The 14,429-nt window shown below is 64.9% G+C and carries 15 protein-coding genes; 14 read left to right on the forward strand and 1 reads right to left on the reverse strand.

Translation table 11 applies throughout. The features are described 5' to 3' along the window. The first annotated feature begins 34 nt into the window (after positions 1-34). The 7 genes from rmuC (at position 35) to ACK4TE_RS10835 (ending at position 5,775) form a co-directional block, all read left to right on the forward strand. Complete coding sequence (gene rmuC / locus ACK4TE_RS10805; RefSeq protein WP_409911520.1) at positions 35-1,342, forward strand: DNA recombination protein RmuC; 1,308 nt, start codon at positions 35-37, stop codon at positions 1,340-1,342. A gap of 42 nt (positions 1,343-1,384) precedes the next feature. Continuing rightward, positions 1,385-1,915 carry a peptide deformylase gene (gene def, locus ACK4TE_RS10810; protein ID WP_409911521.1) on the forward strand — a complete coding sequence of 177 codons (531 nt, stop codon included), beginning with the start codon at positions 1,385-1,387 and terminating at the stop codon, positions 1,913-1,915. A gap of 42 nt (positions 1,916-1,957) precedes the next feature. Next, positions 1,958-2,905: a methionyl-tRNA formyltransferase gene (fmt, locus tag ACK4TE_RS10815; protein WP_409911522.1), complete on the forward strand. Its 948-nt coding sequence runs from the start codon at positions 1,958-1,960 to the stop codon at positions 2,903-2,905. After that, positions 2,902-3,408, forward strand: a complete 507-nt coding sequence (locus ACK4TE_RS10820) for a GNAT family N-acetyltransferase (protein ID WP_409911523.1) — start codon at positions 2,902-2,904, stop codon at positions 3,406-3,408. Before fmt ends, ACK4TE_RS10820 begins: the two co-directional genes overlap by 4 nt. A gap of 13 nt (positions 3,409-3,421) precedes the next feature. Then, on the forward strand, positions 3,422-3,694 hold the full coding sequence (locus ACK4TE_RS10825) for a SemiSWEET family sugar transporter (RefSeq protein WP_409911524.1): 273 nt from the start codon (positions 3,422-3,424) through the stop codon (positions 3,692-3,694). 31 nt (positions 3,695-3,725) lie between these two features. Further along, on the forward strand, positions 3,726-4,469 hold the full coding sequence (truA, locus tag ACK4TE_RS10830) for a tRNA pseudouridine(38-40) synthase TruA (RefSeq protein WP_409911525.1): 744 nt from the start codon (positions 3,726-3,728) through the stop codon (positions 4,467-4,469). Between the two features lie 70 nt (positions 4,470-4,539). Next, positions 4,540-5,775 (forward strand): acyl-CoA dehydrogenase family protein, encoded by a 1,236-nt coding sequence (locus ACK4TE_RS10835; protein WP_409911526.1) that lies wholly within the window; start codon positions 4,540-4,542, stop codon positions 5,773-5,775. 18 nt (positions 5,776-5,793) lie between these two features. Here the strand turns inward: ACK4TE_RS10835 and ACK4TE_RS10840 are convergent, their stop codons facing one another. After that, the gene (locus ACK4TE_RS10840; RefSeq protein ID WP_409911527.1) at positions 5,794-6,003 is read right to left on the reverse strand and encodes a hypothetical protein; all 210 of its coding nucleotides are present in this window, start codon (positions 6,001-6,003) and stop codon (positions 5,794-5,796) included. Between the two features lie 104 nt (positions 6,004-6,107). Here ACK4TE_RS10840 and ACK4TE_RS10845 point away from each other — a divergent pair, with 104 nt between their 5' ends. From ACK4TE_RS10845 to ACK4TE_RS10875, 7 genes are all read left to right on the forward strand, one after another. Beyond that, positions 6,108-6,476 carry an EthD domain-containing protein gene (locus tag ACK4TE_RS10845; RefSeq protein ID WP_409911528.1) on the forward strand — a complete coding sequence of 123 codons (369 nt, stop codon included), beginning with the start codon at positions 6,108-6,110 and terminating at the stop codon, positions 6,474-6,476. 51 nt (positions 6,477-6,527) lie between these two features. Then, a complete protein-coding gene (locus tag ACK4TE_RS10850) occupies positions 6,528-9,371 on the forward strand; it encodes a [protein-PII] uridylyltransferase (RefSeq protein WP_409911529.1) in 2,844 nt (947 codons plus the stop codon). Between the two features lie 22 nt (positions 9,372-9,393). After that, complete coding sequence (gene murJ, locus ACK4TE_RS10855; RefSeq protein WP_409911530.1) at positions 9,394-10,950, forward strand: murein biosynthesis integral membrane protein MurJ; 1,557 nt, start codon at positions 9,394-9,396, stop codon at positions 10,948-10,950. A gap of 25 nt (positions 10,951-10,975) precedes the next feature. Continuing rightward, entirely contained in the window at positions 10,976-12,010 is a 1,035-nt protein-coding gene (gene trpS, locus ACK4TE_RS10860) for a tryptophan--tRNA ligase (protein WP_409911531.1), read from the forward strand. Positions 12,011-12,092: 82 nt separating this feature from the next. Then, the gene (locus ACK4TE_RS10865) at positions 12,093-12,554 is read left to right on the forward strand and encodes a copper chaperone PCu(A)C (protein WP_409911532.1); all 462 of its coding nucleotides are present in this window, start codon (positions 12,093-12,095) and stop codon (positions 12,552-12,554) included. A 134-nt stretch (positions 12,555-12,688) separates the two neighbouring features. Further along, positions 12,689-13,762: a hypothetical protein gene (locus ACK4TE_RS10870; RefSeq protein WP_409911533.1), complete on the forward strand. Its 1,074-nt coding sequence runs from the start codon at positions 12,689-12,691 to the stop codon at positions 13,760-13,762. A 49-nt stretch (positions 13,763-13,811) separates the two neighbouring features. Further along, the gene (locus tag ACK4TE_RS10875) at positions 13,812-14,384 is read left to right on the forward strand and encodes a NifU family protein (protein ID WP_409911534.1); all 573 of its coding nucleotides are present in this window, start codon (positions 13,812-13,814) and stop codon (positions 14,382-14,384) included. The last annotated feature ends 45 nt before the right edge of the window (positions 14,385-14,429 follow it).

Raw genomic sequence — 14,429 nt, forward strand, 5'->3', positions numbered from 1 at the left:
ATTATGTTCTGGCGACTCCGTGTAAGGCTTCGCCATGACCCCTTTCATAACCATCGGCTCAGCCGGCTTCGACCTCATCCACGTCCTGCTGCTCGCGGCTGTGATCGGCCTCGGCGTTTACCTCTGGCAGGCCCGCCAGCGCGCCGCATTCGAGCGCGAGGAGCTGGCGGGCCTGCGTCAGCGGGAGAAGACACTGGAGGCGGTAGCGCGCGATGCGGAGCTGAGGCTCGCGGAAGCAAGGGCGCGCAGCGAAGCCGACGAGGCGCGGTTTGCCCAGATGGCGCAGAGTGTACTCGCCCAGGCGAATGAACAGTTCCTGCAACTCGCCAACGAGACCTTCACCCGCCACAAGGAAGGCACGCAAAGCCATATCCGCGAACTGGTCAAACCGATCGGCCTCAGCCTTGAGGAGTTTGCCAAACGTGTGGGCGAACTCGAGAAAGTGAGGGTGGAAGACAAGTCTGCCCTGCAGACACAGGTGCTCGCGATTGGTGAAAGCCTGCAGCGCCACACCCAGGAAACCGGCAAGCTTGTCACTGCGCTATCGGCGCCGAAAGGTGGCGGGCGCTGGGGAGAGATGACGCTTCGTAACGTTATGGAGCAGGCGGGTCTGTCTGAGCATTGTGACTTTGCGGAACAGGTGAACGATCAGACTGATGCGGGCCGTCAGCGGCCTGATGCCGTCATCCGTCTTCCCGGCGACCGGCAGATCGTCGTCGACTCGAAGGTGTCACTGGATGCCTATCTCGCAGCCCATGCGGCGGTGGATCCTGTCCAGACAGAGGCTCATCTGAAGGCTCACGCGGCCAGCGTGCAGCGCCATGTCCAGACGCTCTCTTCAAAGGACTACCAGTCCAATCTCGGTAACCGCTTCGACTATGTCGTGATGTTCATACCGGGGGAGAATTTCTTCGCAGAGGCTCTGAAACATGCGCCAGACCTTATCGAGAAGGCGATGAACAAGTCGGTGATCGTCACCACGCCGACCACCCTGATCGCGCTCGCGCGAACGGTTGCCCATCTCTGGCAGCAGCACCACCAGAACGTGAATGCCAAGGCAGCCGCGGAGGAGGCGATGACGCTCTACACGCGCATCGGAAAGGTGCTCGAACACATGGACAAGCTGGGCAAGCAGCTGAATGGTTCAGTTGACGCTTATAACAAGATGGTCGGATCGGTCGAAACGCGGGTTGTGCCCAGCCTGCGCAAGATGGAGAGTCTGAAGATTACCTCCGAAGATGCCGCGCCGGATGACCCCCAGCGGCTGGATAAGCGCGCGAACGACGTGCGCCGGGTTCCGGAACTGGGCTTTGCAGGGCCGGAGGATGTGGCGGCGGAGTGATCCCCCGTTGACGCGCGCGTAAGGGCTGCCTATCTGACCGCCATGGCCATCCGCGAAATCCTCACCGTTCCCGATCCGCGCCTGAAGCAGGTGTCGAAGCCCGTTGAGGGCGGCGTCACGGACGAAATCCGCGCGCTCATGGATGACATGCTGGAAACCATGTACGACGCCCCCGGCATTGGCCTGGCGGCCATCCAGATCGGTGTGCCGCTGCGCGTCATCGTCATGGACCTCGCCCGCGAAGGGGAGGAGCCCCAGCCGCGCTATTTCGTGAACCCGGAAATCCTCGAAACCGTCGAAGAGACCAAGCCCTACGAAGAAGGCTGCCTCTCCGTCCCGGACATTTTCGACGAGGTCGAGCGCCCGGCCCGTTGCCGCATCCGGTATCTCGATTACAACGGCAACCTCGTCGATGAATGGGCAGAAGACCTCTACGCCGTTTGCATCCAGCACGAGATGGACCACCTCAAGGGCACGCTCTTCATCGACTATCTCTCGCGCCTGAAACGCGACCGTGCCATCGACAAGGTGAAGAAAGCCCGCCTCCGCGCCATCCGCGAAGACGCGAACTAGGTTCGCTTTCCAAGCCGGCCGATTGCCGTTAGATCGGCGCGCATGACCCAGCCCCTCCGCATCGCCTTCATGGGAAGCCCTGGCATTGCGCTCGGCGTGCTCGAAGCGTTGATTGCGGCGGGCCATGAGATCGCCTGCGTCTATTCCCAGCCGCCGCGCCCCGCCGGCCGCGGTCAGAAGCTGACGCCGACGCCCGTGCACGCCTTCGCAGAGGCGCGCGGTCTTGAAGTGCGCACGCCGAAATCGCTGAAGAAACCTGAAGAGCAGGCCGCCTTCGCCGCGCTGAACCTCGACGCCGCCGTCGTCGTCGCCTATGGCCTCATCCTGCCGCAACCCATCCTCGATGCGCCGCGCCTTGGCTGTCTCAACATGCACGCTTCAATCCTGCCGCGTTGGCGGGGCGCCGCGCCGATCCAGCGGGCGATCATGGCAGGCGACACGGAAACCGGTATCGATGCGATGATGATGGAAGCCGGCCTTGACACGGGCCCTGTCCTCGCCTCCGTCCGTACACCGATCACCCCGCAGGATACCGCCGGCACGCTGCACGACCGGCTCGCTTCCCTTGCTGCGGAACTGGCGCCGCGCGCCCTCGCGGGCCTCGCTGATGGCAGCCTCTCGCCGAAGCCCCAGTCCGAAGACGGCATGACCTACGCCGCCAAGCTCACTGCGGAAGACCAGCGCATCAACTGGTCGCGCCCCGCCTCCGAGGTCGATTGCCAGATCCGCGGCCTCTCGCCCGCGCCCGGCGCCTGGTGCGAGGCAGACCTCGGGCAGGGGCCCGTGCGCCTCAAGGTCCTGTTCAGTGAGCTGACGGATCGCGTCACCGTCGTCGTCCCCGGCGCTTTGATCGATGACCGCCTGGCGGTCGCCTGCGGCGATGGCCGCGCCGTCCGCCTCCTGCGCCTGCAGAAACCCGGCGGCAAACCGCTGGACGCCCGCGACTTCCTCGCCGGCTCGCCGCTGCCCACAGGCGCCGTGCTGACATGACCTTCTTCTTCATCCGTCCCGCGCGCCCTGAAGACATGGACGCGATCGCTGCGCTCAGTGATGAGACCTTCGGTCTTGCCTTCAAGTCCAAAGAAGAAAGCCGCATCATCCGCCAGCTTCATTCTGATGGCGACAGCCTCGTCTCCCTCGTCGCCGTGGCAGACGATGAGAGCATCGTCGGTCATATCGAGTTCTTCCGTATCCTGATCAACGGCCAGCCGCTCGCCGCCGGCCTCGGTCCGATGAGCGCAAAGCCCGGCCTGCAGAAATCCGGCATCGGCAGCTACCTCGTCCGCACCGGACTCGAAGAACTGGATGATCTCGGCGAAACCCTCGTCTTCGTCCTCGGCCACACGGATTACTATCCCCGTTTCGGCTTCTCCGAAGAGTCGGCAAAGCCCTTCACCGCCCCCTGGTCCGGCCCGCACTTCATGGCGCTCCGCCTCACTGAAGGCGGCCCCGCCTCCGGCACGCTCACCTATCCCAAGGCATTCACCGGCTGAAAGGCCCACTTCCATGCAGCTTCAATCCATCGAACTCCTCGGCCTTGTCGCAGGGATGTTCGGCACGTTTGCCTCCGCGCCCCAGGCCATCAAGATCATCCGCACGCGGCAGGCGAGGGATGTGTCGCTCACCATGTACCTGATGGCCTTTACCGGGTCGGTGCTCTGGGGTCTCTATGGCTGGTTGCAGGGCGCCTTCAGCATCATGTTCTGGAACGCGGTCGCCTTGCTCATCTTTTCCAGCATCATCTGGCTGAAGCTGCGCCATTCGCGCGAGCCCGGTTGACCCGGCCCTCCGCCTTTGGCACCCGGCGTCCATGCCGCGTTACAAGCTCCTGATCGAATATCATGGCGGGCCCTATCAGGGCTGGATGCGCCTGCCGGGCAAGCCGACCGTGCAGGGCGTGCTCGAAGCCGCTGCCGCCAAACTCGATGGCCACCCCGTCGAGGTGCTGGGCGCGGGCCGCACCGATGCCGGCGTGCACGCCACCGGCCAGGTCGCGCATCTCGATCTCGAACAGGACCGCCCCGCCAAGGTCGCCGACGCGCTCAACGCCCACCTTCGCCCGCATCCCATTGCCGTACTGAAAGCGGAGAAAGTCAGCGAGGATTTCCACGCCCGCTTCTCCGCCACCACGCGTCACTACCGCTACATCATCATTAACCGCCGCGCCGATCTCGCCCTCGAACGCGGCCTCGCCTGGCGTGTGCCGTCGAAACTCGACGCCGCCGCGATGCACGACGCCGCGCAGCTCCTCCTCGGCCTTCACGACTTCACCACCTTCCGCGACACCGCCTGCCAGGCCGCCAGCCCGGTGAAAACGCTCGACCGTCTGGACGTCGCCCGCTTCGGCGACCGGATCGAGATCACCTGCAGCGCGCAAAGCTTCCTGCACCGCCAGGTCCGCTCGATGGTCGGCAGTCTCGTCGAAGTCGGCCGCGCCCGCCATCCGGTCAGCTGGATCGGTGACATCCTCAAAGCCGCTGACCGCACACAATGCGGCCCCATCGCGCCGGCAGACGGGCTCTATCTCGAACGCGTCGACTATCCCGCGCCCTGACGCGTGGGCAGGCTTTGTCCTCCCGCCATCCGGGTTTAGCCTCCCGGCAAAGACAAGGGAGGAAGCCGTCATGGCCATCGATTTCACGATTCCGGAAGACGCAAAGGAAGTGCGCGAGCGCGTGCGCCGCTGGGTGCAGGAAGAGTGCATCCCCGCCGAGAAGCAGATGTCGGCCGGCAAGCCTTACAAGGAAGTCCTCGCGGAGCTGCGCAAGAAAGCCCGCGCGCAAGGCCTCTGGCTGCCCTTCATCCCGAAGGAACATGGCGGCATGGGACTCGGGCCACTCGCCAACGCCCTCGTACAGATGGAACTCGGCCAGAGCCATCTCGGCGCCCTGTCGATGAATTCTCAGGGGCCGGACGATGCGACGATGCTGACCCTGCTCGCGCATGGTACAGAGTATCAGAAGGAAAAGTTCCTGAAGCCGATCCTCGAAGGGCAGAAACGTGTCTGCTATTCGATGACCGAGAAAGCCGCCGGCGCCGACGCCACCGGCATGAAAACCACCGCCGTGAAAGACGGCAAGGGCAACTACGTGCTCAACGGCGAGAAATGGTTCTCCTCCGCCGCGACAGCTGCCGACATCGCCGTCGTCATGGCCAAGACGAATCCTGATGCGCCGCGCCACCAGCAATACTCCACCTTCATCGTCGAGCTGCCCAACCCCGGATACAATATCCTACGCGACATCCCCACCATGGCGGTGCACGGCAAGCACTATGCCGAAATGGGCGGCGGCCATGCCGAGGTGAAAATCGAAAACCTCGTCGTGCCGGAGGCAAACCTGCTCGGCGGGGAGGGGATGGGCTTCGCCATGGGCCAGCACCGGCTCGCTTATGGCCGCCTGCGCCACGGTATGCACAATGTCGCGATGGCCCAGCGCGCACTTGATCTGGCTACGGAGCATGTCACCAAACGCTCGACCTTCGGCAAGGGCCTCGAAGATCGCCAGGGCGTGCAGTTCATGCTCGCCGAGTGCGCCAGCCAGCTTTACATCGCCCGCCTCATGCTGATGCACATCGCCTACAAGGCCGAGAACGGCATGGACATCCGCCAGGAAAACGGCATCGCCAAGGTCTTCCTCGCCAACATGGTGCACAAGGTGGTCGATACCGCCATCCAGCTGCACGGCGCGCTCGGCTATTCACTCGATACGCCGCTCGCGGCCTGGTACACCCATATCCGCTCCCAGCGCCTCGTCGACGGGCCGGACGAGGTGCACAAGTGGATCACTGGCAAGAACGTCATCCGCGCCTACAAGAAGGACGGCACGACAGCGGCGGCAGCAGGGGGCGATCTGTTGTAGGGCGGGATTAATCCCGCCTCAGACATCCTTCTTTCGGAACAGGCTGCGGAACAACGGCCATTGCCACATCACAAGCCCGGTCAATGCGAGGCCGGGGAAGATCACATATTTCGTGCTGTCCGCGAGAAACGGATTGTCCGCCAGCGGCGTATAGACATAGGCAAACAGGATAATGCCGCCGGTTATGTGCAGCCAGCGCAGGATTTCCTTCGTGAAACTTCCGCCCATCACCCACCTCCTGCCCTGACCGATCAATATGGAGCAGGCCTGCGCCCGCGGCGAGCCCCAGCGTCAATCTGGACAGGCCCGCGCCCCGCCCGTAGCCTCGCGCCATGATCAAGCTCACCTTCTGCCTGCGCCGCCTGCCGCATCTCAGCCGCGAGGAATTTCAGCGCTACTGGCGCGAGACCCATGCCCCGCTGGTGGCGGCAAGGGCGAAGACGTTGGGCATCATCAAGTATGAACAGGTCCATACCGGCTTTGACGACCTCAATGCCGGCATCCGCGCCTCCCGGAACGCGCCTGAGCCCTATGACGGCATCGCCGAAATCTGGTTCGAAAGCGAAGAGGCCATGCGCGCCGCCGGTCGGAACCCCGGCGCGGCTGCTGCCGCCGCCGAACTCCTTGAAGACGAACGCAAAATCATTGACCTCGCCAATTCCCCCCTCTGGTTCAACCGGGTGCATTCTATCGTCGGCTGAGGCGCCTCAGCCCCATGGCCGGGGCCCGCAAACCTGCTATGTAGACGTCTGATGACGCGCGCCACCGAAACCCCGCCCACTTTCCTCAACACCGCCCGCCCGGCCGTCTCGCGCCGTCCCGGCAAGTGGCGGATTGCCGATATCATCGATGGCCGCGCCCTCCGGGTGAAGCTCACTGCCGCAGCGCTCGACAATATCAACAATCCCTCCGCCGCCCGCAAGCAGGCGCTGAACCTGCTCCACGGCGCCATGTTCCGCGGCCGCCTGATCGCGCAGGAACGCCTGCAGCAGGGCGCTGACGGTCTCGACACGGCCCGCCTCCTCGCCGCTGTGCAGGACGAAGTGATCCACGCGCTCTACGATTTCACCGTGACCCACGTTCACCGCGCCTCGAACCCTACCGAGGCCGAGCGCATCGCTGTCATGGCCACCGGCGGCTATGGCCGCGGCGTCATGGCGCCGTCCTCCGACACGGACCTTCTCTTCCTGCGTGCCTACAAGGCAAGTCCGCATACGGAGAGTGTGGTCGAATACATGCTCTATGCCCTCTGGGACATGGGCCTGAAAGTCGGCAACGCCTTCCGTGCGCCGATCGATTGCGTCAAGCTCGCCCTCGAAGACGTCACCATCAAGACGAGCCTGCTCGATGCCCGTTTCATCTGCGGCGACGAAGCCCTCGCGAACGACATGATGGCGCTCTACCAGCGTGACGCCGTCAAGGGCCGCGACGCCCAGTTCATCGCCGACAAGCTCGCCGAGCGCGATGCGCGCCACTCGCGCACCGGCGATGCGCGCTATGTTGTCGAGCCGAACCTGAAAGAAGGGAAGGGCGGCCTGCGGGACCTGCAGACGCTCTACTGGATCGTCAAGCACATGTACGGCGGCAACACGCTGGAAGAAGTGATGCGCTCTGGTCCGTTCACGGATCATGAGGTCGCCGTCTTCATCCGCGCGGGCCGTTTCCTCTGGACCGTGCGCTGCCACATGCATTTCGTCACCGGCCGCGCCGAAGACCGGCTCAGCTTCGACCTGCAGCCCGAGATCGCCGCCCGCATGGGCTACCGCGACCGCGAGGGCCAGCAGGGTGTCGAGCGCTTCATGAAACGCTACTTTCTCGTCGCGAAAGATGTCGGCGGCCTGACGCGCATCCTCGCCGCCAAGCTCGAAGCCGATCACAAGAAAAAGCCCGAAGGCCTGCGCCGCTTCCTGCCCACGCGCCCGCCGCAGGCCATGCCGGAAGCCGGTTTCCAGATCGAGGCCGGCCGCGTCAGCATCACCGAGGAAGACGTGATGGAGCGCGATCCGCTCAACATGATCCGCCTCTTCACCATCGCCCGGCGCGAACAGAAAGACATCCACCCCGCCGCGCTCACCGCGCTCACCCGCAGCCTGCGCGGCCTCAGCGAAACCGTCCGTGAACAGCCCGAAGCGCGCAAGCTGATCCTTGATTCCCTTCTCGGCGGCAATGATCCTGGCCCCACGCTGCGCCGCATGAACGATGCCGGCGTGCTCGGCAAGGCGATTCCGGAATTCGGCTCTATCGTCGCGCAGACCCAGTTCAACATGTATCATCATTACACGGTCGATGAGCACACGCTGCGCGCGGTCGAGACAATCTCCGACATTGAACACGGCCGCGGCAGCATCGCCCCGCTCGCCACCGAACTCTTCGGCCAGATCGAAAACCGCCGTGCGCTCTATCTCGCCATGCTGCTGCACGATACCGGCAAGGGGAAGGGCGACCAGCAGGAAGCCGGCATGCTCACCGCGCGCCGCGCCTGCGAACGCCTCGGCCTGCCGGATGAGGAAACCGATCTTGTCGCCTGGCTCGTCGGCCATCATCTGGAAATGAGCGAAACCGCCCAGAAGCGCGACATCTCCGATCCGCGCACGGTGGCGAAATTCGCCCGCCTCTGCGGCTCGCTCGAGCGCCTGCGTCTGCTCTACATCCTCACTGTCGCCGATATCAAAGCCGTCGGCCCGGCCGTGTGGAACGCGTGGAAAGGCCAGCTCCTCGCTGACCTCTACCACAACACCGCTGCCGCCCTGCGCGGCGGGCGCACGGACGAGGCTGAAGTGTTGATGGAGCTCGAACGCCGCGCCGAAAAACGCCGCGCGTCGATCATTGACAAGCTCGGCGCCCTCCCGCCGCTCCTGCTCGAACTCGAAACCGCTTATTGGACCGGCTTCGACGAGAACGACATCGCCTGGCATGCCGGCGCGCTCGCCAAAGGCGGCGATATCGTCACGACACGGATGGCTCCCGAAGGCGGCGCCGTCGCGCTGCTCGTCTCCGGCAAGGACCGCACCGGCCTCTTCGCAGACCTCGCCGGCACGCTCGCCCTCCTCGGCGCCAACATCGTCGCCGCGCAGGTCTTCACCTCACGCGGCGGGCGCATCGTCGACGTCTTCATGCTGCAGGACATCCGCGGGCTTCCCTTCGGCGGTGACGATCCGGCGCGTCTCGCCGGCCTCGAGAAAGCGATCCTCGCCGCGCTGGCGGGCCATCCGCCGAAGGGCGGCGTCAAGACACGCACGGGCCGCCGCGAAGCCGCCTTCCTCGTCCAGCCTTCGGTCCAGATCCATGACGATATCTCGGCTGAATACACCGTTATCGACATTGCCGGCCGCGACCGTCCCGGCCTGCTGCACGAAGTGGCCGAAGTCCTCGCCGAGCAGAGACTGTCCATTCATTCGGCCCACATCGCCTCTTATGGCGAGCGGGTGTTCGATGCCTTCTATGTGCAGCTTGAAAATGCCTCGGCCCGCCTCTCAAAGGCCCGGAAGGAGACCCTGAAAGAACGCCTTCTCGCAGTCCTCTCCCGCGAGGAGCCGGACGGTCCGCACACGCCAGCCCGTAAGCTCCGGCGCTCGCGGGCCGTGGACAGCTTCTGAGAATTCGGGAAAGCGTTGGCCCATGAGCCTTGTGCGCAATACGGCCGTCCAGGCCTCGCTGACCTTCGCAAGCCGCATCCTCGGCTTTGCGCGCGACATCATTCTTGCCGCCAAGATCGGGGCAGGGCCGGTCGGCGATGCCTGGGCAACAGCCCAGCAATTCCCGAACCTCTTCCGCCGCATCTTCGCCGAAGGCGCCTTCGCCTCGGCTTTCGTGCCCACCTATGCCCGCACGCTGGAGGCCGAAGGCCCCGAAGCTGCCCGCCTTGTCGCGCAGGATGCCATGCGCGTCCTCTTCGCGCTTACCGCCGCGCTCACCATCCTTGCCCAGCTCTTCATGCCCTGGGTCCTGCTCGTCATCCATGGCGGCCAGGCGAACGACACGGAGAATTACAATCTCGCCGTGCTGCTCACCCGCATCACCATGCCCTACCTCACCTTCATGGCGATCGCGGCGCTGCTCTCCGGCGTCCTCAACTCGCTGGAGCGGTTCATCCTCTCCGCCGGTGCGCCGACGCTGCTCAACCTCTGCCTCATTCCCGCAGGCCTCCTCGGCACCACGCCGCAGGTGACGACGCTTTACGCCGCCATCGCCTTCTTCATCTCCGGCCTCCTGCAGGTCGGCGCGCTCTGGTGGGGCACCTCACGCCAGAAGGTGAAGCTCAGCCTGATCGGCATGCCGCGCCTGACGCCCGCGGTGAAGAAGGTGCTGATGCTTGCCGTGCCTGGTACGATCGCGGCCTCCGGCACGCAGATCAACATCATCGTCAGCCAGTCGCTCGCCAGTTTCGAAGTCGGCGCCAAGAGCTGGCTCTATGCCGCTGACCGTCTCTACCAGCTCCCCTTGGGCCTCGTCGGCGTTGCCGTCGGCATCGCCATCCTGCCGCGCCTCAGCCGCGCCGCGCGGGCAGGCGACGCAGCCACCGGCACGCGCACCATGGATGACGGCCTCGGCCTCGCCATGGCGCTCACCTTTCCCGCCGCTGCCGGCCTGATGATCGCGCCCGTCTTCCTGATCGACGCCTTCTTCGTGCGCGGCGCTTTCCTGCCGTCGGATGCCGCGGCCGCCGGGGCTGCGCTTTTCCACTTCGCCTGGGGCGTGCCAGCTTTCGTGCTGATCAAGGTCCTTGCCCCGCCTTTCTTTGCCCGCGAGGACACGAAGACGCCAATGCGCTTTGCCCTCGTCTCGGTCGTTCTCAACACGGTGCTCGGCGCGGGCCTCTTTTTCTGGATGAAACAGAATGGCGGGCAGGGTTTCGTTGGCCTCGCCATCGCGACCAGCGCTGCCGCCTGGCTCAACGCCCTCATGCTCTGGGTCACCCTTGGCCGCCGAGGTTGGTACCTGCCCGGCCCAACTCTCGTCCCCGGCCTCCTGCGCGCATTTGCAGCCACACTCATCCTCTCCGCCGTGATCGCCCTGATGCTCTGGCAGCTCCCCGCCATCCAGGCCTGGCTCTACGGCTCCAAAGCCCTCGCCGCCGCCGCGATGGTGTTCACGGCCGCCATAACCTATGCCATTGCCGCCTTGCTGACTGGCGCGGTCCGCATCAGCGACATCCGGCAGGCTTTGCGCCGCTGATCAAACGCGCTAAACGCCCCGCACCATGACTCAGGAAACTCCAGCCTATTCAGGCCCTCAGCGCGTCTTCTCCGGTGTCCAGCCGACGGGAAACCTGCACCTCGGCAACTATCTCGGCGCACTCAAGAAGTTCGCTGACCTTCAGGCCGAAGGGCATGACTGCATCTATTGCGTCGTCGACCTGCACGCCATCACCCTGCCGGTGGAGAAGGGCGCCCTGATCTCGCAGACGCGCCAGATCGCCGCCGCCTTCATGGCTGCCGGTGTCGACCCGGCCAAGTCGATCATCTTTCCGCAATCGGCCGTCCTCGCGCATGCCGAGCTTGCCTGGATCTTCAACTGCGTCGCCCGCATGGGCTGGGTCGAGCGGATGACCCAGTTCAAGGACAAGGCCGGCAAGGATGCCGAGCGCGCTTCTGTGGGTCTCTTCACCTATCCGGTGCTGCAGGCCGCAGACATTCTCGCCTACAAGGCGACGCATGTGCCCGTCGGCGAAGACCAGAAACAACACCTCGAGCTCTCCCGCGACATCGCCGAGCGCTTCAACCGAGAATACGGCGTACCCGGATTTTTCCCGCAGCCCGAACCGATGATCAAAGGCCCCGGCGCCCGCATCATGTCGCTGAAGGATGGCACGAAGAAGATGTCGAAGTCTGACCCGTCAGACCTCAGCCGCATCAACCTCATCGATGATGCCGACGCAATCTCGAAAAAGATCCGCAAGGCCACCACGGATGCCGGCACCATCCCCGAAACTGCCAAGGAACTGGAAGGCCGCCCCGAAGTCGAAAACCTCGTCGGCATCTACTCCGCCCTGTCCGGCCGCACGGTCGAGAACGTGCTCGCCGAATTCACGGGGCAGGGCTTCGGCGTCTTCAAACCCGCCCTCGCCGATGTCACGGTGGCCCACATGGCGCCGATCTCTGCCCGCTACCGCGACTATCTAGCTGATCCTGCCGGCATTGACCGCGTCCTTGCAGACGGCGCCGCCCGCGCCCGTGCGGTGGCCGATCCGATCATGGACGAGGTCCGCCGTATCGTCGGATTCTGGCGCGCCTAGGCTGAAACGTCGCAAGCTTTTCCCTTGTCCGGCAGGGCGATGCCCGCCATGTTCCCGGCATCCATCTCCGGGAGATCTGCCGATGCGTATTCTGTCCGCCCTCATCCTGCCTGCCGCCTTCCTGATTGCGGCCTGCGGCGCTCCCCAGACCGGCGCGCCGGCGGCCAGCTCCATCGCCGATGTCCGCGATGCGTTCATTGTTCAGCCCCCGGAAGGTCGCACGGTCACAGGCGGCGGCATGCACATCACCGTTCAGGGCGCCACGCTGACCCTCACAGGCGCCAGCACGGACAAGGCCGAGCAGGTCGAGCTGCACACCATGTCGATGGAAGACGGTGTCATGCAGATGCGGAAAGTCGAAGGTTTTCCGGTCTCCGCAGGTGCCCCGCTCAGCCTCGAGCGCGGCGGCAACCACCTGATGTTCTTCGGCCTCCAGCCGCTGGAAGTCGGCGAGGAAGTCGAGATTGTCCTGACATTTTCGGACGAATCCGGCGCCGAACAGCAGATCGTGACCAAGGCAGAAGTCGTCCCGATTGGTGGTTAATGCCAATTCTGGGGGCAATCGGCCGTGGTTTCTGAAATTTCATGCAGTCCTGCCCTGTTAATGACACGGTGATGGCCGCATAGTTGCAACAGATGACGACGACTCGGACCTCCGGACAGGACAGGCGGAAATCCATGCCCTCACGCGCTGCTGCCGCGAAACTTCCGAAGGCGTATGAGGAAGATCATCGCGGCGCCGCGCGCCCGGCCGCTGTCCCCGAACATTTCATCAATCTTGAAGGCGCCCAGCCCAGCCCGATCATGATCGGTTTCCAGAAATTCTGGCGCCGCCTGATGGGCTTCCTCAAGCTGACGCTCCTGCTGGCTGTGATCGGCGCCTATCCGGCGGCCGCTGTACTTTCCAGCAAGATCAACGATCATCCGGTCGTCTTCCCGCAGAACGAGAGCTGGTCGGTTGCCGGCGTCGGTGTCGCCATCCACAAGATCGCCCGCGAGCTGGAAGGGGCCGGCTGGGCCGCAGACCGGGCCGAATGGCACCCGCAGGCCCGCCTCACCGCGCTGCCCGCCTGGCAGCAGGGCACCGCAACGGCGCTGTCGGAACATGTCGCCCTTCTGGCCGGCATCGCCTCGGCCTCTGACCAGCCGGATGACGACCTTGCCGCCGCCGCCCGCCTGCTGATGGCCGTGCCGGGCGAAGACATGCGCCCGCGCCTTACGGCCGCTGCCGAGGCGCTGAACCGTTTTGACACACGCGCCTCGCGCGGCCTCGCCCTGCGCCCGGCGCCGGAAGAGACCCTGCCGCGCGAAATGGCCCTGTTCGCCGAATGGGCGAGGGAAGGCCGCGCCGCCCTGTCCGACCGGATCAATGCCGAACAATCCGCCTGGCCTGCCAGCCGGGAAGACATTGCCGCCTTCTACGACGCCAAGGCGCACGCCCACCTCGCGCATGAGCTGATCCTGTCCGCCAAAGCCCGCGCCTACGGCATTACGGGTGATGCAGAGCTGGCCGTTGCGCTTGCCCGCGCCGAGGCCGCCTGGGGCCGCGCGGCAGAGCTGAAGCCGGTCTTCGTGTCGAACCTGTCCGGCTCCGGCGCCATCCTGCCCAACCACCTCGCCAGCATGGCCTATTACCTCGTCGAGGCCGAAGACGCTTCGGCCTTTCTCGCGGCGAAACTCGCCCCGCCGGTGGAGGAGGATGCCTCCGTGGGCGATGTCGCCCTGACGGGTGAAGAACCGCAACTCCCTTGAACTGGCCCGCCGGGCAGTCCATGTCTCCCCCTGAGACAATGAGGCGGCCATGTTCATCCAGACCGAAGCGACCCCGAACCCCGATACGGTGAAGTTCCTGCCGGGAATTCCCGTCGCCGGCTATCTCGGCCCGTTCGACTATCCCGATGCCGCCAGCGCCCGTTCCAGCCTGCTCGCGCGCGCCCTGTTCCAGGTCGACGGGGTCGAGCGTGTCTTCCTCGGCTCGGATTTCGTCTCCATCAGCAAGGAAGCCGCCCGCGACTGGAAACACGTCAAGCCGATGGTGCTTGCCGCCATCATGGACCATTTCATGGCCGGCCTGCCGGTGGTGGATGAAGACGCGGCCAGCAGTGACGCGGACGACATCACCTATGAGGGCGCCGCCGCCGAGATCGTCGAGGAAATCCGTGAACTGATCGAAACCCGCGTGCGCCCGGCCGTCGCGCAGGATGGCGGCGACATCACCTTCCGACGCTTCGATCCGGAAACCGGCATCGTCCACCTCACCATGCGCGGCGCCTGTGCCGGCTGCCCGTCCTCGACCATGACCCTGAAACAGGGCATCGAGAACATGCTTCGCACCTATGTGCCGGAAGTCACGGCCGTCGAAGCCGAACTCTGATCTTTCCGGCGTTTCTCGCGTCCCCATTCATCCGCCTCCTGACTG

Source organism: Hyphomonas sp. (assembly GCF_046313975.1).
In the GTDB taxonomy this organism is placed as follows: domain Bacteria; phylum Pseudomonadota; class Alphaproteobacteria; order Caulobacterales; family Hyphomonadaceae; genus Hyphomonas.

What these genes read in the sequence shown, in the direction of transcription:
- rmuC (WP_409911520.1), top strand. Translation starts at nt 35, where the DNA reads ATGACCCCTTTCATAACCATCGGCTCAGCCGGCTTCGACCTCATCCAC.
- def (WP_409911521.1), top strand. Translation starts at nt 1,385, where the DNA reads ATGGCCATCCGCGAAATCCTCACCGTTCCCGATCCGCGCCTGAAGCAG.
- fmt (WP_409911522.1), top strand. Translation starts at nt 1,958, where the DNA reads ATGACCCAGCCCCTCCGCATCGCCTTCATGGGAAGCCCTGGCATTGCG.
- ACK4TE_RS10820 (WP_409911523.1), top strand. Translation starts at nt 2,902, where the DNA reads ATGACCTTCTTCTTCATCCGTCCCGCGCGCCCTGAAGACATGGACGCG.
- ACK4TE_RS10825 (WP_409911524.1), top strand. Translation starts at nt 3,422, where the DNA reads ATGCAGCTTCAATCCATCGAACTCCTCGGCCTTGTCGCAGGGATGTTC.
- truA (WP_409911525.1), top strand. Translation starts at nt 3,726, where the DNA reads ATGCCGCGTTACAAGCTCCTGATCGAATATCATGGCGGGCCCTATCAG.
- ACK4TE_RS10835 (WP_409911526.1), top strand. Translation starts at nt 4,540, where the DNA reads ATGGCCATCGATTTCACGATTCCGGAAGACGCAAAGGAAGTGCGCGAG.
- ACK4TE_RS10840 (WP_409911527.1), bottom strand. Translation starts at nt 6,003, where the DNA reads ATGGGCGGAAGTTTCACGAAGGAAATCCTGCGCTGGCTGCACATAACC.
- ACK4TE_RS10845 (WP_409911528.1), top strand. Translation starts at nt 6,108, where the DNA reads ATGATCAAGCTCACCTTCTGCCTGCGCCGCCTGCCGCATCTCAGCCGC.
- ACK4TE_RS10850 (WP_409911529.1), top strand. Translation starts at nt 6,528, where the DNA reads ATGACGCGCGCCACCGAAACCCCGCCCACTTTCCTCAACACCGCCCGC.
- murJ (WP_409911530.1), top strand. Translation starts at nt 9,394, where the DNA reads ATGAGCCTTGTGCGCAATACGGCCGTCCAGGCCTCGCTGACCTTCGCA.
- trpS (WP_409911531.1), top strand. Translation starts at nt 10,976, where the DNA reads ATGACTCAGGAAACTCCAGCCTATTCAGGCCCTCAGCGCGTCTTCTCC.
- ACK4TE_RS10865 (WP_409911532.1), top strand. Translation starts at nt 12,093, where the DNA reads ATGCGTATTCTGTCCGCCCTCATCCTGCCTGCCGCCTTCCTGATTGCG.
- ACK4TE_RS10870 (WP_409911533.1), top strand. Translation starts at nt 12,689, where the DNA reads ATGCCCTCACGCGCTGCTGCCGCGAAACTTCCGAAGGCGTATGAGGAA.
- ACK4TE_RS10875 (WP_409911534.1), top strand. Translation starts at nt 13,812, where the DNA reads ATGTTCATCCAGACCGAAGCGACCCCGAACCCCGATACGGTGAAGTTC.